Origin of the sequence: Isoptericola sp. b515 (assembly GCF_030588125.1) — a bacterium.
In the GTDB taxonomy this organism is placed as follows: domain Bacteria; phylum Actinomycetota; class Actinomycetes; order Actinomycetales; family Cellulomonadaceae; genus Isoptericola; species Isoptericola sediminis.
In genome coordinates this window covers 167,357-187,264 of record NZ_JAUQYR010000003.1, presented here as the reverse complement: position 1 = coordinate 187,264, position 19,908 = coordinate 167,357, and the positions used below count along the sequence as shown (strand labels likewise).

The following is a 19,908-nucleotide window of genomic DNA, read 5'->3' as shown; positions in this document are numbered from 1 at the left end:
TCAGACCTCCTCGAAGCCTGACTGCTCGAACTTCAGGGTGCGGGCGTTCTCCGAGACGGTGCGGACCTTGCTCTCGTCGAAACCGTCGGTCTTGGTGGCCTCGATCTCGATACGGACCGTCAAGTCGGTGCCCGCCTCCCGGAGGTGGGTGACGATCTCTTCGGCGATGTTACGGAAGTCGATCGCGTACTTGTCGGCGTTGAGAGTTTTCACCCCGTAGAACCGTTTCTTGAGTGCCTTGGTCAGAGTGTCCTCGACGACGGACCCGTTTGTGGTGAGGCCTCCGGCGCCGGTGGTAGTCGAGGATGTGGGTTCTGACGCGGCGCTGGTGACCGTGGTAGATCCTTCGCCACCCGCCTCCGGAGCCGCAGCTGCCGCGGCAGCCCGCTCGGAGGTCCGCTGAGCGACTGCGACGTCGGGGCGAACGAGGAGCAACGTGTCGGTCGTCGACGGGGCGAGCGCGGTGTCCCCTGGAGTCCAAAGGCCGATGTAGCGGCCGTCGGACTCGTCGTATCCGGTGGCAAGAGCGAAGGCGTCGGTCTGCCAGATCAGCGGAAGGTCGACGATTCCTGCTGCGAGTACGGACCGGTCGCGAAGTCGAGGCATGTACGGGTACTGGGAGTACAGGCCCCAGAGCACGCCGAGGGCGACGTGACCGTCCTTCCAGATCTGCGGCACCTTGCTGATTGCGAGCCGGATTGTGGCCGCGGCCTGGCGGGTCGAGAGGTCGCCGTCGCTGCCGAGTTTCCGGGAGACGCGCTCGGCGAGCGCGGTCGACTGGCCTTGGATCGGGGTCTCCCGGAGCACGAACGGCGCGCCCGGGTCCGGCTGAGCTGGCACGAGCGCCCAGTTGAACGTTTGCAGCAGCCGCGCCTCGACGGTCTGGTCAGCCTGAGCCCGGCGCTGGGTGGCTTGGTTCTTCTGGTTCTGCGTGAGGTCGAGGTCGGCCTCGTTATCGAGAACGTGCTTCCAGCCGAGGTAGTCGCGTGTCGCGTTCTCTAGCTCTTCGAGGCGGGCCTCGTCAGCGGCGAGGAACACCACCATGTTGCGATGGGTGCGGTTGGCGGTGCCTCGATGCTCGGTGGCCTTGTGTGCGAACTCCTTGGCGGCGGATGCTGTCTTGCCCTTGTGCGCCACCTTAGGGTGCAGAATCACCAGCCGGGCCTCGTCGAGGTCGGGGATGTCGGCGTTCGACTCAGGGCACACGTGCACCCCGGCGAAGTCGCCTCGGGTGCGGGCCTGCCCTTGCAGGCGGCGGACGATATCGGCCCACACGTCTTCCTTGTGCAGCCGGTCGGCTTGGTCCTTGGCGGTCCGGGTGATGTTGGCCTGCAGGTCGTACCAGTACTTGCCCGACCCGGCGTAGAAGTGCGTGGCCCGGTCGGCGAGCTGGTTCAGCGCGGAGTGGAAGTTGCCCGGCACGTCCCCGGGGATGGCGGTGCCGAGGAAGACACGCTGGGTCTCTAGGCCCTTGTGGGCCGACCCGATCGTCGGGGCGGCACCGAAGAACACCGTCCGGGCCAGGCGCTTGGTCAGCGACCGCTGCCCGAACAGCGGCTTCGCTTTGTCGATCCTGGCCGGTTCGGAGTTCGGGCCGTCGACGTCGGCGTCGATGATCGCCTTCCACGAGTCCTGCAAGTACTGAGTCAGCTCGGCGTTCACCGATGCCGTCGCCAGCGGGATCGACCCGGGCATGATCAACGGTGAAGCGTCCTCGCCCTCCCACAGCGCATGGATCACCGTCGACATCAATCGCAGGACACCACGGGTCCGCTGGAACCGCTCGAGCGACGACCACTCCTCATAGAGTCGGTCGAACAACTCGGGGTGGATGGGGTAGGTGGACTTGATCCGCTCCTCGTACGCCACGTCACGGGCCTCGCGCGGGAAGTCGTCGGTGTACTTGCGGTATAGCTCCATGTATGTCCGTGCGGTAGCGCCGATCGCCGCTAGGGCTGCAGCGTCGGGCTGCTTGAACAACCGCTGCTTGACGATCTGGTACGCCTCGACCGAGGACGCGTGCCGCCACTGGTCGGCGACACGACGCACCACGGACTGCAGCCGGCGCAGGGCTTCCATTCCGTTGGTGCCGCCGACCTCTTCAGCGGTGCCAGCGACGATCGCATTCACGTCGTCGCCCGCCGAGGACGCTGGGATGGAGATCGCCAGAAGGATGCCCGAGGTGCCCTTGGCTGCCTCAGTGAGGGTCTGGGCGAACGTGAACTGGTCGTCAAACGTGCCCCCGGCCAGGTCGTCGCGCCCGACGAGCGAACGGGCATAGGCGACCCATTCGTCGATCAGGATCACTGCGGGGGCGTACTTGGCCAGCAGGTCGTGCAGCGCCGCGCCGGGCGGGGTGCGGTCGATGTCCGACTTCGACACCAGCTTGTACGCCTCGGCGCCGCCGAGCTGCCAAGCGAGCTCGCCCCAGATGGTGTTGACATGTGTGCCGTCGTCTTTCGTAACGCCTGACGGCGAGAAATGGTTGCCGACGATCGCGACGCGGTTAACCTTGCGGCCGGTGTAGCCGTTCTCGTTGAGTAGGTCCTGCGTCTCTTGCGGGAACGCGCTGACCGGCAGGCCAGCGGCGACGTGCCACAGCGACAGCATTGAGTGGGTCTTGCCGCCACCAAAGTTGGTCTGCAGGTTGATCACGGGCGGAGCATTGTCGTCGCCCTCCAAGCGACGAACCGCCCGTCCGACGAACTGGCTCAGGCCCTCGGTCAGATAGGTGCGCGCGAAGAACGCCACCGGCTCCGCGTAGCCGGAATCCTGCTCGCTCCCCGAAGCGACCTTGTACAGGTCGGCAGCGAACTCCGAGGCGGCGAAGTTGCCAGTCGCGACATCGTCGTGCGGGGGCAGCACCTCGCGCCACGGCTTGAGCCCTGCGGCTTCCGGGTTGTCAACGGCGGCCTTGAGGACCTTCTTATCGTCCTTGTCGGCGGTTACCCGGCGCAGGTCTTGGCGGATCGCTTTGACCTTGTCCGCCTCCGCAGCGGCGGCGATCAGCCGCAGCAGCCGCTCGCCGGTGTCCAGCGCACGGTAGGCGTCGTCATTGGTAAACGACCCGTTGTGCGCCCACGTATTACGCACCTCGCGCAACTCGCTCGCATACGACTCGCCCTGCCGGTCCAGCGCGTCGCTGAATGGGAACCACCCCGGCTTGACGACGTGCGGGATGTTCTTCTCGGTCAGCATCCGGAACTGGACCTGCGGGTCGAGAGGGTCGTAGTCCTTCTCGATGCCCTTTTTCGCGTCCTTCGCGCCCACGAGCTTGACCCACTCTGCACCGAACTGTGGGTTCGCCCGGCCGATCACCGACGAGATGAAGTCATCCAGCGCCGGAGCCATCGCCTGGAACATCCGGTCGATCCGATCACGGTTGCTCAACGCCATGTCACTCGTCCTCGTCGAAGTCGAACGCACCCTGCGCGCTGCCCGGAGCCGTCCGCTCCGCGCGCGCCACTTCCAGGATCTCCGGCCAGGACGTTACGAGCGTGTTGAACGACAGGGCATCCTTCGTCCAACCGTTGCCCTCCGCGATGCGGAACAACAGGTGCGCGAGTTCCTTGACCAGGTCGGCATCCACCGCACCGTCTGGGCGGCTCAGCGCTTCCAGCAGGAAGTCGCCAGCGGGGGCGATGCCGTCCCGTTCCAGCACCTTGATCAGGTGGTGCAATGCTTCCCAGTTGCTCGTGTGGGCGTCAGCAGCCGGGTCGTATTCGGAGTTGAGGTCCTCAGGCTTGATGAGCTGGACCTTGCCAGCCCGGCTGGTCAGAAGGCCCTCACGGTCCATCGCATCCACGGCCGTGTTCCGCGCACGGGCGAGGCTGTCTGCGTTGCCAAAGCTTCCGGCACCGTACCCGTGCTGGCGATACCAGGCGATTGCGAATCGCGACGGTGCGTCGAAGTCGCCCTCCTGCTCGGCGAGGACCTGGTCGAGGACTTCGTTGATTCGCGCGAGCGCCGACCGGACGTTCATCTTTGAGCCGTCCGGCTCCAGGACTGCGGCATATCGGGTGAACACCGCCATGCCCGGTCCGATCGCGGCCTGCGGCATGTCGACCGGTGCAATCTGCCCCTGCTGAAGCCGTCGTAGTGCGCCAGGCAGTTCGGCCTCCAGCGCCGAAATGAATCCCCGCCGGTCCGTCGTGCCGAAGGTCTCGTCTCGTCGCCTACACACGACGACGACAGATGAGGCGAGCGAGTTGCGGCCGAGCACCCGCAGGCCCCCGGCCTGCTCAGTGCGCATTGGCCACGTCCCATCGATCGCCCACCCGGCCTTCATCAGGGCTTCCAGGACCGTCTCCCAGCCGGTCGAGGCCGTCCCATCACCCTCAACGTCCGACTGTCGGAATGCGTAGTAGACGGTCATCGGAACCGCGGGGTCGTGCGACTTGCCGAGCGCTTCGAACACTTGCTCGAAGCCGTGCTCGAACCGGCTCTTTGCGGCCGCGCGACTTCCCCAACGGACGTGGTCGGCTACAAGTTCTTCTGACTTCGGCGACAGCATTGTTGGGAAGATCGGCAGCGTCTTGCCGAGCATGCGGCGGTGCCACACGAGGAAGAAGTCGGATAGATCGGCGTATGGGACGTTGTCGTAGTACGGCGGATCCGTGCTCACGACAACATTCGGCGGCGGGCTGATCCCCTGCGCCGGCCCTTCGATCACGAGACCGCTACCATGCGGAATTGCTGCGATCGCCTTAGCGAGGTAGTCGATCTGTCCTGTGAAACTGCCAGTGGCGCCCGCGAACGGGTTCGCCTCGGCGTAGAGCCATGTCATCGAGTACGCTTGACGTGCGAAGACCTGCTCGACGGTTCCTCGGTTGGCATGCCAGATGCACAGCGTCGACTGACGATTGACTAGGCGCCCAACCCCAAGCGCCAAGAGGATGCGAAGTGCATCACCGTAAGCGCTCGCGCCGGTCCCACCGTCAGCATACGAGATCCCGTCATCGGGCATCCCCGCCGCTTCTGCATCACGCCGCACCTCTTCCTGAACGTCATCAAGGGTCTCCGCAAATGCCGCTAGAGTCGCCAGCTGGCGAGGCGAGAAGAGATCCTTGAACCGCGTCATCCCGTACCTCGGCGGCGCCATGTACTGGCTGTGCGTCGACAGTTCAGCTTCGAGAAATGAGGTGTCGACACGGGGCGCCGACGCTGCTGCGGCGCGATCGTCGCCATCGGCAGGAACGAACGTACGGGCCCGACCCTGCCGTACCTGCATCGCCAATAGGCGCGAACCCAAACGGCCAGCCATTCCCTCGGCCTTTACGTAGGTGAGCGGGATGCTGGTCTCGCACGCAGGGCAGGTGGCTGCCGTTCGCTTCATGGTGCCTTCAGGCTCTCCATCGCTTCCCATGACGACCCGGACGTCGAACGCGTTGTCATAGCCGTTGAGCACAGGAGCGAAGTGAGCCTCCGATCCCTTGCGCCCGCTGGCGGTCCACGAACCGACCAGGGGAACCTCGACACCACAGGCAGGATTCGGGCAGCCCGCGGTGCGAGCCCAAAAGTAGACCAGTGGAACGCCGCCACCCGCCTTTGACGGGTACAAGTGCCCCAGCCTAGCCAGGACCTTCGCTTCCAAGCGCGCGGCATAAGCACGGAGGTCCTCCGATAGCACCTCAGCGGGAGTGCCAGGAACGCCGCCTGCTAGAGACGACGACACGGCAAATCGATCCACCAGATCAAGCAGGACCGTGTTGATCAGGACCGGCAGAGGATTCAGGTCGTTCGCCATCGCTCGGACCCCGAGACGCTTAGCCTCAAGCGGGATGGTGCCGCCGCCTGCGAAGGGGTCGAGTACGGTCGGCATGACGTCTCCGACCGACTTGCGGATTTCCGAGCGGACTTCCCTGAGCAGTCTCTCGTCGCGAACGTTCTCCCAGACGATCAGGCGCTCGATGAGGCTGTGCAGGCGCTCGCGCTCCTTGCGCTGAAGGTCCTCGGTCGGGAACTCCTCCGGGTGTGCTGAAGGGTCATCGACGAGCTGAGCGAACAGGACTGCGCGAGCGGCAGCAAGGGGACGGCGAGCCCACCAGAGGTGCAGCGTCGAGGGGTGGCCGTGCCGGATGGACTTCTCCCGCGCCGACTCGCGGTTGATCGCTTCCAGCGGCAGCGCCACCTCGATCAGCTTGCGCTTGTGCACTCTCCGCGGTCCTTTCGTCCATCTTCGCCACGACCAAGGGTTCGGTCGCGTCTTGCCTGTTCAGCCTAGTGGAGCGGTCCGACACGGGACTGTCCGACGGCGTCGCGCCGTGGGTGAATTGCGCCCCTCTGCGAGTGTTGTCTAGAACGGGGCCATCCCCTTTGCCCAGGTCTTGGCCCAGTCTCCACGGACACCGGTGGCGTCGAAGTTGCCGAGATCGGTGGTGGCGAACGGGTTGTCGAGGTAGCGGACCTCGTCGTGCTGTGCACCGCGCGGGTCCACACGGACGAGCGCGAGGCGGTACCGAGGTACGGCGTTCTTACCGGTCATGACCTCGTTGTGGGTGATGAAGAAGTCCTTAGCTCCGTCCAGGCGGGCCTTGACCTCGATCCTGTAGGTGTCGCCGTTGGCCGCGGTCGACAGGACGTCGAAGCCGGGATTATTGAAGGACTGCTCGACGGGTCGGCGTCCGAGCTCGCGCTCGCGCGCCAGCACGAGATCGACGCCACGCCGCTCGACTTCCTTGGTCTCCTTGGCGTGCATCGGCGCTGTCGGCGGCACTTCGCCTTCGACCATGGCAAGCGGCAGCACGAGCGCCGCGGTGAGGATCAGCGGCGGCCTGGTGGACATCAACTCTTGCTGGTCGAGGGTCTCCAGCCGTCGACGCAGGCGGGCGTCGAGCTCGGTGGCTTTGCGGTTGAGGCTCTCGGCGGTCTCCTTGGGCTTCTTCCCGGCACGCTCGTCCTCCATCGCAACCGTCGCATCGAGCAGCAACCGGTCACGTTCGCCCTTCAGGCGACGGATGACAAGATCTCTGGTCTTGGCGAGCTCGGCGGCGCGGCGAGGTTGGACCTCCGCAAGGTACTCGGGGAGCTGGTTGGAGATGATCCAGCTGGTCGCCTTGTCCTCAGCCTCCCCCAGCCAGGGCAACGCTCGGGCCGCTGTGGTGACGGCGTTGTCCGGGGCGGCGACGCAGTCCAGGTACGGTGCGGGGCCAGCCGGGGTGACGGTGCCGAAACCATCGACGTAGGCGTACCCGAACCTGCGTGCGACTGAGGCGCCGGTCGCGTCAGCGACTTCCTCGACGACGCCGGCAAGCAGGTGCGGCTCCTCGAGCGTCGCGGAGACGAGCACTGTGCCGGAGTTCAGCACGCCACCGAAAGCCCGGATGGCCCCTTCCATGACGGCGTCGTGCAAGGGATGGCCCGGTGCGAGAAGGTCGGAGCGGGTCATGCCGTCAGGTTCGACGCGCGCCAGGTCGAAGGTGACCCGGTCGTACCTTGTGGCGATCGGCCCGTACTTGGACGCCCTGAGGTGGGCGGGCACGTTCCCGATCTCGTAGCGGCCCTGCTCTCTGTGGGCGATGCGTCCACCGAGGCGGGCAAACGCGGCTTTGAATGCGAGCTCGATGTAGTGGGGCTGCAGCCGGCGGGCTCGGGCCTCGTCCATCGCGGCCCGCAGCTGGTTCAGGTCCGCCTCACCCACGTGTTCTGACGCCAGGGCGCGCTCTTCGAGTAGGTCGAGCAGGCCGTCGCCGACGGAGGCGTCGATGACCTTGTGCATCTTGGCCTTGACCTCGGGCTGCTCGCCGTACTGGATGGCATCCTTGAGCAGGTTCCGCAGTGGGGTCTCGGCGAATGCCTCGCCGAGGACGTCGAAGACCTTGCCGCCATAGGCCTTGCGCATCTCGTCGATTTTCTCCAACAGTCGGGTGAAGACTGCACCCTCGCGGGTGTTCGAGGCGACGAGGTTCCACAGGCGGCAGACCTGGTCCTGCCCGATGCGGTGGATGCGGCCGAAGCGCTGCTCGATCCGGTTCGGGTTCCACGGCAGGTCGTAGTTGACCATCAGGTGGGCGGCCTGGAGGTTCAGGCCCTCACCGGCGGCGTCGGTGGCGATGAGGATCTGCACGTCCCGGTTCTTGGTGAACTCTTCGGTGATCAGCCTGCGCTCAGCTCGGCGTACGCCGCCGTGGATGGCCTTGACCGCCTCGGCCCGCCCGATCAGGCCGCGGACCTTGTGGATCAGGTAGTCCAGGGTGTCGCGGTGCTCGGTGAAGATGATCAACTTTCGGGGCCAGCCGTTGGCATCGGTGGTCAGGGCGTGGTCCTGCAGGATCTGGGACAGCTCGGTCCACTTGCGGTCCGTGCCGGCGTCGCGCACTTGCTTGGCGACCTTAACCAGCTCGCCTAGCTCGACGAGTTCCTTGGTCAACTCCTCGATCGTTCTCGCCGCGGTGGCAGCGTCGAGGAGCTCTTCCTCGACGGTCTCCAACTCTTCGGCCGAGTATTCGTCGTCGTCGATCTCGTCGAAGTCGATGTCCCGCGTGTCGGGTTCCACGAGCTTGCCCGAAAGGATGTCCTGCTTGCGCTGCTCCAGCCGTTCGGTGCGGCGTACCAGGGACTTGTAGATCGCCTCGGGGGACGAGGCGAGGCGGCGCTGTAGGACGGTCAGGGCGAAGCCGACGGTGTTTCGCCTCTTGCCGTCCAGCCGCTCGGCACGGTTCATGCCCTCGCGCACGTAGTCGGTGACCATCGTGTACAGGTCGTACTCGCGCGCGGTCAGCTCGTACGGGACGGTCTCGGCGATCCGCTCGGGGAACAGCCGCTTCCCCTCGAAGGTGAGCAGGTCCTCTTTGACCATGCGGCGCATGATCCCGGAGGTGTCGGCGGTCTTCTTCTGCTTACCCTCGAACCGGTCCTTGTCCAGTAGCGTCAGGAAGAGTTGGAAGTCCTCCTCCTTGCCCGAGTGCGGGGTCGCGGTCATCAGCAGCAGGTGCCGGGTGATCCCGCCCAGCACCTCACCGAGCTGGAACCGCTTGGTCTTCTCCAGCTTCCCGCCGAAGTAGTGCGCGCCCATGCGGTGCGCCTCGTCGACCACGATCAGGTCCCACTCGGTCTCCCTGAGCTGTGCTTGCAGAGCCTCGTTGCGCGAGAGCTGGTCCATGCGCGCGATCAACAGCGGGTGCTTCTCGAACACGCTGACGTTGATGTCCGCGTCGATCAGCTGGTTCGTCAGGAGGTCGAACCGCAGCCCGAACTTGAAGAACAGCTCGTCCTGCCACTGCTCCACCAGTCCACCCGGAGCCACAATCAGCGCCTGCTTGACGTCGTCGCGCAGGATCAGCTCCTTGATGTACAGGCCGGCCATGATCGTCTTGCCCGCGCCTGGGTCGTCCGCGAGCAGGAACCGCAGCGGTGTGCGTGGGAGGAGCTCGCCATACACGGCGCGGATCTGGTGCGGCAACGGCTGGACGTCGGAGGTGGCGACCGCGAGCATCGGGTCGAACAGGCCGGCCAGGCGGATGCGTTGGGCCTCGGCGACGAGCTTGAAGTCCGTCGCATCGGCATCGAACGGACGACTGCCGGTGCGGGCGATCGACAGCTTGCCTTCATCCCTGCGGAACACCACCTGCTGACCAAGAGACCCGTCGGTCTTCTTGTACGTCAACTCCAGCGCACCGGTGCCGTGCCACTGGGCGTAGATCACGGTGATGACCTCGGCCGGGATCAGCCCGTCGATGCGCAGGCCGGGCTTGAGCTCCTCCAACTGCATCTGATCCTCCCCACGTGCACAGCACACCGTAACTGCCGAACTTCGGTCGACCTGGCGAAAAGCGGGTGAAGTTGGTCCCCCACGGGGCACGGACTGTCACCGGCTCCGGATAGTCTTTCCCGGCAGCACCAGGAGCGCGAGGGCAGATGAACAAGCAGGAACGTCGGCAGCTGGCAGCCACTGTTGCTGAAGTCAGCGCTTTGGCCGGCCGTGACGAGGCGATCCGTGCCGACCGCGGCGCGCTCGCGACCGCAGGGCAGCAAGCCGTGCAGCATCTGCGGGCAATCGCGATCGACGTCCCCCGCGAGGGTCGAAGCGCATGGTCCGTGCTTCCACTCGGGCAGCCGGAGCAGGCGCACCTGGAAGCGTTGGCGGCCGCGACGGCGCTGCCGCCAATCTCGGAGACGGAAGCACGGTCCCTCGCCCACTTGTCCGAATCCGTTCCCACAGCAATCCGTGACGCTCGCGCCGTCCTCGGGGCCAGGCGCTTCCTCTCGACCCGCATGAAGAAGGAAGCAGCGGCGAAGGCCGCCTCCTACCTCGCCCAGTACGCCACATGGGCCCGCGAGGCCGGAGTCCTCCAGCTCCTCGACCGCATTGCGCCAAACGAAGGCGCCGGGCGCGCCGTCACGCTTCAGGACGCCTTGTCCGATGTCGTCGGCTTGCGCGCGCACCTCGAGCATCTTGGCCGGCCCGAGCTGATCGACTCCCAGCCGATCCGAGGCCTGCTGGACGCGATCAATGCGATCGACCGGGCCGTCAAGGATGAGGACGGATTCCGCAAGGCAGCCATCGAGGCCGGCACCAGGGTCCGTCGGGCCGAGACCCGCAAGCTGCTCGCCGGTATGCCAGTCGAGCGCATCAAGGAGGCAACCCGAGACCGCTTGCGCATCACACCGTTGACCGATGCCGGCCTGACCACCGTGCTGAAGCTGCTCGACTACCGGTACCCCCTCGAGGCGCTGCAGGGCATCGGGGAGACAACCGCGACCAACATCAGAGGCGCCGCGTACACGCTCGAACAAGCCACGTACGACGAGATGCCGATGCGCATCGACATCAATAACCGCACGACGGAGGCCAGCGAGTTCCTGCGAAGGCTCGGTGCCTGGGATGTCGCACGTCGGCTCAAGAACGCCGACTCCGACCTGTTGCGAGCCCAGGAACTGACTGACCTCGCACACTCCGTCAACCAAGGACATTCGCATCTCATCGTCGCCAGCCGAACGGTGCACGGAGCCCAGGAGTTGCTTGCCGGGGTGAGCGCCGTGATCGCCCGGGCGGAGGGCCTCAGTACGGCGAAGACAGCGGACGCCGTCGCGACAACCGACCCGTGGGACGACTTCATGTCCCGGCCTGCCGACTACTTCGGCATGCTCACCGAACTCGGGTTCGTGACAGAAGACGAGACCAAAACGCACGGCGACCTTCCCGACGAGATTGTCGAAGCCGTCCGGGCGATGTCGCTCAACACCGAGCACCTGCGCGTCACCTCATTGCGCGGCTATCAGAGCTTCGGATCTCGGTTCGCGCTCGTACAGCGCAAGGTCATCCTCGGCGACGAGATGGGACTGGGAAAGACCATCGAAGCGCTGGCCGTCCTCGCCCACCTTCGCGCACAAGGCCACAACTACGCCCTGGCGATCTGCCCGGCAGCAGTGGTCACCAACTGGGTACGTGAGATCTCATCCAAATCTACGCTGCGCGCCCACCGCGTCCACGGGCCCGGACGAGCCGGCGCTATGGCGAACTGGTTCCGTAACGGCGGCGTCGCCGTCACCACCTTCGAGACCCTCGCCTGGTTGCTGCCACATGTCGACACTGTCACCGACCTTGCATGCGTCGTCGTCGACGAAGCGCACTACATCAAGAACCCTGCCGCCAAACGGTCGATCAACGCGAGCACCATCATGAAGCGCACCGAACGGGCCATCCTGCTGACCGGCACGCCGCTGGAGAACCGGCTCGAGGAGTTCGCCAACCTCGTCGGCTACCTCCAGCCGAACCTCGTCGTCGACACGAGTGGTCTCTCTCCTCGGAAGTTCCGCCAGCAGGTCGCCCCCGCCTATTTGCGTCGCAACCAGGAAGACGTACTCACAGAACTCCCAGCCCTCGTCGAGGTCGACGAGAACATACCGTTCTCGAGCGACGACTACGTCGCCTACCGCGACGCTGTCGCCCAAGGAAACTTCATGGCGATGCGCCAAGCGGCACTCACGCAGGGCCACAGGTCGGCCAAGATGAACCGACTACTGGAGATCGTGCAGGAAGCCGAGGACAACGGCCGACGCGTCATCGTGTTCTCACACTTCCGCCAAGTCCTCCACCAGGTAACAGAGATGCTACCCGGGAGGGTCTTCGGCCCGCTCACCGGTTCGGTCGCCGCAGTTGCGCGTCAGAGGATGGTCGACGAGTTCACCGAGGCGCCGCACGGCGCAGTGCTCGTGTCGCAGATCGTTGCCGGCGGTGTTGGGCTCAACATCCAGGCCGCCTCCGTCGTCGTCCTCTGCGAACCACAGGTCAAGCCCACCACGGAGTGGCAAGCCATCGCCCGTGCCCGCCGTATGGGACAGCTCGAAACCGTCCAGGTGCACCGACTGTTGTCCGAGGAAGGCGTCGACAAGCGAGTCACCGAAATCCTCGCCCGCAAGAAAGCACTCTTCGACGACTTCGCCCGCGTCTCCGCAACCGCCGACAGTGCACCCGAAGCCTTCGACATCTCCGAAGCAGAGCTCGCACGCGAAGTTGTCGCGTCTGAGCGCGAGCGGCTGTTCTCACAGCCGCCCACGAACGCGAGCTCGGAGATGGCAAGGTGAGCAGCCACACGCAGGATGTGGATCGGTGCGTTCGATCGCGCCGTCTACTCCGACCGTTTCGTCGCGCAGATTCACGCCGCGAGAGGACTGCTGCACGCTTCGCATAGTCGTCGAGAACGCCCATGACCGCCGCCAGGCCCGCCACCAGCGCCGGTATGCCGAGCACCACTGCGGAACCGATGGCGGCCACGCGGCGGGTCGCCGGGATCGCGAGGGCAGCAAGCGCCGTTGCGGGCAAGCTGCTGATCGCCATCGACAACGCTCAGCGTGCACCTGGCAGTCCTCCCTGGCCGAGAAGGACGAGGGGCGGAACCGTTCCGACGAGCACGGCGGAGAGTCCCAGGAGAGATTCCCCGCCCGCCCGGCGAATGGCCCGTGCAGGTGGTGACGAGGCCGACCAGTACGTCCCCCTATTGACGAGCGCGCCGATCGCAAGGTCCACCAACCCAGGCCATGATCAGGGCGTAGTAGCTGACCGGCAGCTCGACCTGACCCACCTGGAGGCCGACCTCTGTCGCGGTCACCCACCCTGTCCTGGTCGCGGACGGGCCGCTGCGAGCCGTCGATGCGTTGCCCATGCAGTGACGGCGTTCCGGTGAATCGTGGCCTCCCAGGTCAAGAGGTCCAGTTGCCAGATCAATCGGACATGTGTCCCGATTCACCACCAGCTAGTGACCAGTCCTGAGATCAGGTGAGCGCGGAGATCTCGAACAGATGGCCGTCGGGATCGCGGAAGAACGCGCGGGTCTCGCCGTCACGGACGTCGGGTGCGGCCAGGAACTCCGCGCCACGGGCCGACAGGAGCTCGTAGAGACCCGGGCAGTCGTCGACGCGGAAGACGAGCTGGGCGCTCGGACGGTCGGGCTCGGCGGGCGGGGCCAGGGTCACGGTCGGCTTGCCCGCGTCGGGACCCCCGCCGGTCACGAGCAGGATCCAGCTCCCCAGCAGCTCGAGCACGACCGACGTGCCGCCGTACTCGCCGGCCACCCGGGCATCGAGCACGCGCACGTACCAGTCACGACTGCGTTCGACGTCGGCCACGACCAGCATGTGGGTCAGCGCCGACGCCTCGAACCGTTCCACGGTCCCACGCTAGGCGAACGGGTCCGCCACGCCGCCTCAGGCGGAGGAGGGCACCGGGCTCTCGTCGCGCTGACCGCCCCCGGGCCGGTCCGGTCGCGAGGGGAACGCGCGGACGGGACCAACGATGTCCAGCCCGACGCGGTCGCCCGCCTCCGGGGGCTGCAGCCCGACCACCCGCGCGCGGATCCGCTGCTCGGCGGCGCCGTCGCCGAGGGCCAGCTCGACGAGCGCGTCGTGCCCGAAGAACGACACGTGGCGCACGGTGGCCTCGAGCTGGCCGGTGCCGGCCGGGGTCAGGGTGATCTGCTCGGGCCGGAGCATGACGTCCACGGCGCCGCGGGGGCTCTGACCACGGACCGGCAGGGTGCCCAGCGGGCAGGTGACGCAGCCGTCGGTCGCCGCTTCGCCGGGCACGAACACGGCGTCGCCGAGGAACTGGGCGACGTCGGCGTCGACGGGATCCCGATAGATCGCCCGCGGGGCCGCCGCCTGCCGGATCCGGCCGGAGGTGAGGATCGCGACCTGGTCGGCGAAGGAGAGTGCCTCGTCCTGGTCGTGGGTGACCAGCACGGCCGTGGCACCCGTGGCGCGCAGGGCGAGCGCCGTGGCGTCCCGGGTGGTGGCGCGCAGCGTGGTGTCCAGCGAGGAGAACGGCTCGTCGAGCAGCACGAGGCCGGGGCGGGGCGCCAGCGCGCGGGCCAGCGCGACCCGCTGCTGCTGACCGCCGGAGAGCTGGTCGGGGCGCCGGTCGGCGACCTCGGCGGGCAGGCCGACCAGGTCGAGCAGCTCGAGCACCCGGTCGTGGTGCCGGCGTCGCGGCCAGGGGAGCCCGAAGGCGATGTTCCCGGCGACGGACAGGTGGGGGAACAGCCCGCCCTCCTGGCGGACGTAGCCGACGCCGCGGCGCTCGGGCGGCACCCAGACACCGGGCCCCGCGACCGTGCGACCGCCGATGACCGCCTCGCCCGAACGCGGCTGCATGAACCCGGCGATGATGCGCAGCAGCGTCGTCTTGCCGCTGCCGGACCCACCCAGGACGGCGGTCGTCGTGCCCTCGGGCACGACCAGGTTCACCTCGTCGAGCACGTCGTGCCGGCCGTAGGCGGCCGTGACGGCTCGCAGCTGCACGTCGGTCATCGTTCCTCCAGTATCTGCCGCCGCAGCAACAACGTCAGCGGTACGGACAAGACGATCATGACTGCCGCGTAGGGGGCCGCAGCAGCGTAGTCGAGCGCGCTCGTCTCCCGCCAGAAGGCGAGGGCGAGGGTGTCGGTCCCGGTCGGGGCCAGCAGCAGGGTGGCCGTCAGCTCGGTGCTGACGGCGAGGGAGACGAGCACGAACCCGGTGAGCACCGACGGGCCGATGAGCGGCAGGACCACCCGGACGAGCGTGGCCGGGCCGCCCAGCCCCAGCGACCGCGAGGCCTCCGAGAGCTCCGGCGGCGCGGCGGCGAGACCGGCGCGCAGGGCGACCATCGCCCGGGGCAGGAAGAGGATGGCGTAGGCCAGGACGGTCAGCGCCAGGGTCTGGTACAGCGGGCGCGCCCAGTCGATGGCGAGCGTGACCAGGGCGAGTCCGACCACGACGCCGGGCAGCGCGCTGGCCAGGTACGTGGACCGCTCGAGCAGGACCGTCAGGGCCGACCGGCGGCGGTTGAGCAGCCACGCCCCGGGCAGGGCGGCCACCACGGCCGCCAGTCCGCCGAGCACCGCCAGCAGCACCGTGCTCGCGGTGACGGTGAGGAGGTCGTCGACCAGCCCGTCCCCGATCGCCGATCCCAGCCACCGCAGCACGGTGGCCACCGGGACGACGAGTGCCAGGCCGACGAGAGTGCCCAGCAAGACCAGCGCCGGAGCGGTCCAGCTGCCCAGCCGGGCCCGCGTGGCCGGGCGCTGGGTGCCGGCGCCGACCCGGGACACCCGGCGCCGTCCGCGGGCGACCACCTCGAGCGTGAGCACGAGCAGGCACAGGCCGAGCAGCACGGAGGCGAGCAGGCTGCCGGACGCGTCGCTGAACCCCACCGCGTACCGCTGCATGATCGCGGTGGTGAAGGTCTGGAAGCGCATCATCTCCAGGACGCCGTACTCGGCCAGGAGGTGCAGGGCGACCAGCAGCGCCCCGCCGCTGATCGCCGGACGGAGCCGGGGGAGCACCGTCCGCACGACGGCCCGCGTCGGGGACAGGCCCAGGGACCGGGCGACCTCCTCCTCGGCGGGGTCGAGCGACCGCAGCAGCGCGGCCACGGGCAGGAACACGAACGGGAAGTACGCCAGGGTCGTGACCAGCGCGGCCCCGCCGAACCCGGTCAGCCAGGGCGCGACCGTCACCCAGGCGTAGGCGCTGACGAACGCCGGCACCGCCAGGGGCGCCAGCAGCAGCGTGCGCCAGAGCCCGGCCCAGGGCAGGGCCGTGCGCTCCACGAGCCAGGCCGCGAGGGTGCCGAGGACCACCGTGGCGGGCACGGTGACGCCCATCAGCAGACCGGTGTTGGCCAGCAGCTCGCCGACGCGGGGCCGCACGAGGTAGTCGACCGCCTCGTCGAGGCCCGCGGAGGAGGCGTCGAGGAGGACGACCACCAGCGGCAGGACGGTGAGCGCGGCGACGAGGGTCGCGGCGACGGCGACCCCGCGGCTCCTAGAGGATGCTCGCATCGGTCATGAGCTCCAGGACGGTGTCCGAGTTCAGGGTGAAGGGATCGACCGGCGGGGCGTCCAGCTCGTCCAGCGCGGGCAGCGCCGGGTCCGACTCGACGCCGGCACCCACGGCGTATTCCATGGAGCCGCTGTCGACGAGCACCTGCTGACCCTCGGGGCTGGTGACGTAGGCGAGGAACTGCTGGGCCTCGTCCGGCATGTCGGACGACTCCAGCACGCCGCCCGCGGACAGGCTGACGAAGGCCCCCGGGTCCTGCTGGCCGAAGTAGTGCAGCTGCGTGTTCGCGCTGCCCTCCTGGTCCCCGGCCTGGTCGCGGTACCAGTAGTAGTGGTACATGATCCCGACCGGCACCTCGCCGGCGTTCACGGCCTTCATCGTGGCGATGTTGTTCTGGTAGACCTCGGAGTTCTCGGCCAGGGCCTCCAGCCAGGCCCGGGTCTCGGCCTCACCGCGGTCGGCGAGCATGCCGGCCATGATCGCCTGGAAGTCGGCACCGCCCGGCGCCGCGCCCCACTGGCCGGCCCACTCGGGGTCGGCCAGGTCCATGATCGAGTCCGGCAGCTCGTCCTCGCTGATCATGTCGGTGTTGTAGACGAGCACGGTCGAGCGGGCGGCGACCGCCGTCCACCGGCCGGACGACGGCGCCATCCCGTCGCGCACCTGGGCCTGGGTCTCCTCGTCCACCGGGGCGAGCAGGTCGGCGCGCTCCACCACCGTCATCGCGGGGGAGTTCTCCGTGAGGAACACGTCCGCCGGGGAGGCCTCGCCCTCCTCGACGATCATGTGGCCCATCGAGGAGTCCTGGCCCTCGCGGACCTGGGTCTCGATGCCGGTCTTCTCGGTGAACGCCTCGGCCCAGGCCTGCGTGACGTCGCGGTGCTGGGAGGAGTAGATCTGCAGCGCCCCGGGCTCGGCCGCGAAGGCGTCCTCGGACTCGCCGTCGGTGCTGCACGCGGTGAGCGCGAGCGGGAGGGCGAGGAGGGCGGCGACGAGGGGACGGCGGTGCTGACGTGACACGAAGGGCTTCCGTTTCATCGGGTCGGGGGGACGAGGAGGTCCTGGAGCCGGCGGACCGGGCGGTCCGCGAGACGCCAGAGGAGGCAGCCGGCCGCGATCGCGACGGCGGTGGCGCCGAGCGCCGTGGGCACGACGTCGAGGATCTGGAACTGGACGAGGTAGACGTACAGCGAGGCGGCGGCCAGGAGGCCGATGACCGGCACCCAGCGGGCGGGCGCCCGCACCTCGGGCACGAGGGTGAGCAGGGCGACGCCGGCCAGGACGGTGGCGTTGCGCACCGGGTCGTCGGGGAAGAACGTCGCCCCGCCGACCACCGCGACCGCGAGGGTGAGCAGACGGCGCCGGCGGGTGTCGGCGTGCGCCGCGGCCGCGCCGACGGCGAAGAGCCAGAGCGTGGTGGGCATGATGCCGCGCAGCACACCCTCGCCGAGCGCGAGCACGACGAAACGCGGCACGAGGGCCAGCACGGCGACCCCGGCCGCGACGAGCCAGGGGTCGCGTCGCCAGAGCCGGGAGACGGCGGGGACCGACAGCGCGGCGGTCAGCACGAGCGTGCAGGCCACGAGCGCGTCGACGAACCACAGCTCGTTGCGGAACCCGTAGGTGACGTCGCCGAACAGCCAGTTGGAGAGCGCGAGGTTGCCCCACCCGTAGCGGTCGTGGGTGACCATGCCGAACAGCACGACGGCCATCGTGGGGACCGCCACGCCGACGAGCGTGCGCGCGGTGGCCCGCCAACGCCCCCGGGGCGTGTCGGCCGACAGGCCGAAGCGCGCCGCGTTGAAGCCGGCCACGGCGAGCAGGGTGTGCGCGCCGCCGAGGACGCGGAACAGGTCGGCGTGCGACCCGCAGATGATGACGACAGCGATCGCGCGCAGCAGCACCGAGGTCTCCACCGTGCGCCACCCACGACGTCCCCCAGCCGGTGCGGGGTTCGCGGGCGAGGCGTCGGCGCGGGAGCGGTCCAGCTCCGCGAGCTCGCGCAGGGGGCGGTGGTGCCAGCCGCGGGCGAGCGGGCCGACGAGCCCCTCGAGCCGGACGGACGCCTGCACGTGGCTGAGCGAGTCTCCGCCCTGCTGGACGAAGCTGCGGTCGAGGTCGACGGCGTCCCGGCCGAGCACCTCGCCGACGGCGTGGGCCACCTGGACGGCGGACGGGGAGGCCGAGCCGTTCGGCGCGACCGGGCATCCGACGCAGGTCTCGCGCACCAGGGCGGCGCAGCCGCGGCGGTCGACCTTGCCGCTCTGCAGGCGGGGCAGCTCGCCGACGGCGACGGACACGGCCGCGGGACCGAGGCCGGAGGCCGCCGCGACGACCTCGCGGGCGCGGACGGCGGTCGCGGTGTCGTCGCCGCCCGGCTCCGGTGCGACCGCGACCGTCAGACCGTCGTCGTCCCCTCCCACGCAGGCGCTCAGCCCGGCGGACTCGAGGGCGGCCTCGACCGGGGCGAGGGCGATCCGCAGGCCCATCACCTTGACGAAGCCGGAGCGGCGGCCGACCAGCCGCAGAAGACCGTCCGGCCCCACCCGTCCCAGGTCGCCCGTGCGCAGCTCGGTGAGCAGCGGGCCGAGCGCGAGGTCGTCGGCGTGCTCGGCGTAGCCCATCATGACGCCGGGGCCGCGCACGACGACCTCACCGGCACCGTCGGAGGCCTCCGGCACGGTGGTGTCGATCTCGAGGGAGGTGCCCGGGACGGGTCGTCCGACGGCGTCGGGGTGGTCCGCCGCGAGGGACGGGTCGAGCACGCAGATGCGGGCCGTGGCCTCGGTCTGGCCGTACATGACCGACAGGCCCCAGCCGTGCTCGCGGCCGAGCGCCGCGGTGCGCACCACCCGGTCGGGGTGCAGGCGTCCGCCCGCCTGGGTCAGCAGGCGCAGCGAGGGGTGCGGCCGCTCGAGCACGCCGGTGGACTCCATCAGCTCGACCGTGTGCGGCACGGCCGCCAGCGTCGTCACCTGCAGGCCGTCCACGGTGCGCCAGAACGCCTCGTCCAGGACCGACGCCTCCTGCAGCACCACCGAGGCGCCGACCGCCAGGTGGGAGTGCAGCACGGACAACCCGAACGTGTAGTGCAGCGGGAGGCTGGTCACGGCCCGGTCGGCCGCGGTCAGCCCCAGGGCCTGGGCGATGGCGAGGGCGTTGCTCGTGAGGTTCTCGTGCGACAGGCGCACCAGCTTCGGCGAGCCGGTGCTGCCCGACGTGCTCAGGAGCAGTGCCAGATCGGGGTGGAGGAGGTGTGCCGGGTCCGGCGACGTCACGGTGAACGGCTCGTCGGGGTCACCGGTCGCCCGGACGTCGGGCTGGTACCGGTCCAGGATCTGGGAGGTCCGGTCGTCGTCGGCCGTGACGAGCGCGACGTGACCGGCCTCGAGCGTGGCCAGGTACGCCAGGACCCCGCCCAGGTCCGGGCGCAGCGGCAGGTGCACGAGGCGCCGGCCGTCGGCGACGTCCGGGAGCCGGGCGGCGAGATCGCCGACGCGTTCGCGCAGCGCGGCGTGGGTGAGCGTCTCGCCGGACGACGTGACCAGCGCGGGCCGGGCCGGCGCCGACACGTCCGCGAGCGCGGGCAGCAGGGTGCTGTCCGGGCGCGGCAGGGCGGCGGGGGTCGTTGTCGGCACGCAGTGAGGT

At 68.7% G+C, this 19,908-nt stretch carries 9 protein-coding genes; 1 reads left to right on the top strand and 8 read right to left on the bottom strand.

Going from position 1 to position 19,908, the window contains the following annotated elements; translation table 11 throughout:
- The 3 genes from Q6350_RS09855 to Q6350_RS09845 form a co-directional block, all read right to left on the bottom strand.
- The gene (locus Q6350_RS09855; RefSeq protein WP_305066044.1) at window positions 1-3,396 is read right to left on the bottom strand and encodes a Swt1 family HEPN domain-containing protein; all 3,396 of its coding nucleotides are present in this window, start codon (window positions 3,394-3,396) and stop codon (window positions 1-3) included.
- Between the two features lies 1 nt (window position 3,397).
- Window positions 3,398-6,154 carry a DUF1156 domain-containing protein gene (locus tag Q6350_RS09850; RefSeq protein WP_305066043.1) on the bottom strand — a complete coding sequence of 919 codons (2,757 nt, stop codon included), beginning with the start codon at window positions 6,152-6,154 and terminating at the stop codon, window positions 3,398-3,400.
- A 141-nt stretch (window positions 6,155-6,295) separates the two neighbouring features.
- Window positions 6,296-9,709, bottom strand: a complete 3,414-nt coding sequence (locus Q6350_RS09845; protein ID WP_305066041.1) for a helicase-related protein — start codon at window positions 9,707-9,709, stop codon at window positions 6,296-6,298.
- A gap of 146 nt (window positions 9,710-9,855) precedes the next feature.
- Here Q6350_RS09845 and Q6350_RS09840 point away from each other — a divergent pair, with 146 nt between their 5' ends.
- Window positions 9,856-12,525, top strand: coding sequence for a DEAD/DEAH box helicase (locus Q6350_RS09840; RefSeq protein ID WP_305066040.1), 2,670 nt, complete (start codon window positions 9,856-9,858; stop codon window positions 12,523-12,525).
- Window positions 12,526-13,212: 687 nt separating this feature from the next.
- Here Q6350_RS09840 and Q6350_RS09835 read toward each other — a convergent pair.
- The 5 genes from Q6350_RS09835 to Q6350_RS09815 are packed head-to-tail and all read right to left on the bottom strand — an operon-like array spanning window position 13,213 to window position 19,898.
- Window positions 13,213-13,608, bottom strand: coding sequence for a VOC family protein (locus tag Q6350_RS09835; RefSeq protein WP_216077743.1), 396 nt, complete (start codon window positions 13,606-13,608; stop codon window positions 13,213-13,215).
- Window positions 13,609-13,644: 36 nt separating this feature from the next.
- A complete protein-coding gene (locus Q6350_RS09830; RefSeq protein WP_171248184.1) occupies window positions 13,645-14,745 on the bottom strand; it encodes an ABC transporter ATP-binding protein in 1,101 nt (366 codons plus the stop codon).
- On the bottom strand, window positions 14,742-16,259 hold the full coding sequence (locus tag Q6350_RS09825; RefSeq protein ID WP_305066038.1) for an iron ABC transporter permease: 1,518 nt from the start codon (window positions 16,257-16,259) through the stop codon (window positions 14,742-14,744). The genes Q6350_RS09830 and Q6350_RS09825 overlap by 4 nt, the downstream gene beginning before the upstream one ends.
- A complete protein-coding gene (locus Q6350_RS09820) occupies window positions 16,243-17,280 on the bottom strand; it encodes an extracellular solute-binding protein (RefSeq protein ID WP_305066037.1) in 1,038 nt (345 codons plus the stop codon). The genes Q6350_RS09825 and Q6350_RS09820 overlap by 17 nt, the downstream gene beginning before the upstream one ends.
- A gap of 14 nt (window positions 17,281-17,294) precedes the next feature.
- Window positions 17,295-19,898 (bottom strand): AMP-binding protein, encoded by a 2,604-nt coding sequence (locus Q6350_RS09815; RefSeq protein WP_305066036.1) that lies wholly within the window; start codon window positions 19,896-19,898, stop codon window positions 17,295-17,297.
- Window positions 19,899-19,908: the final 10 nt, after the last annotated feature.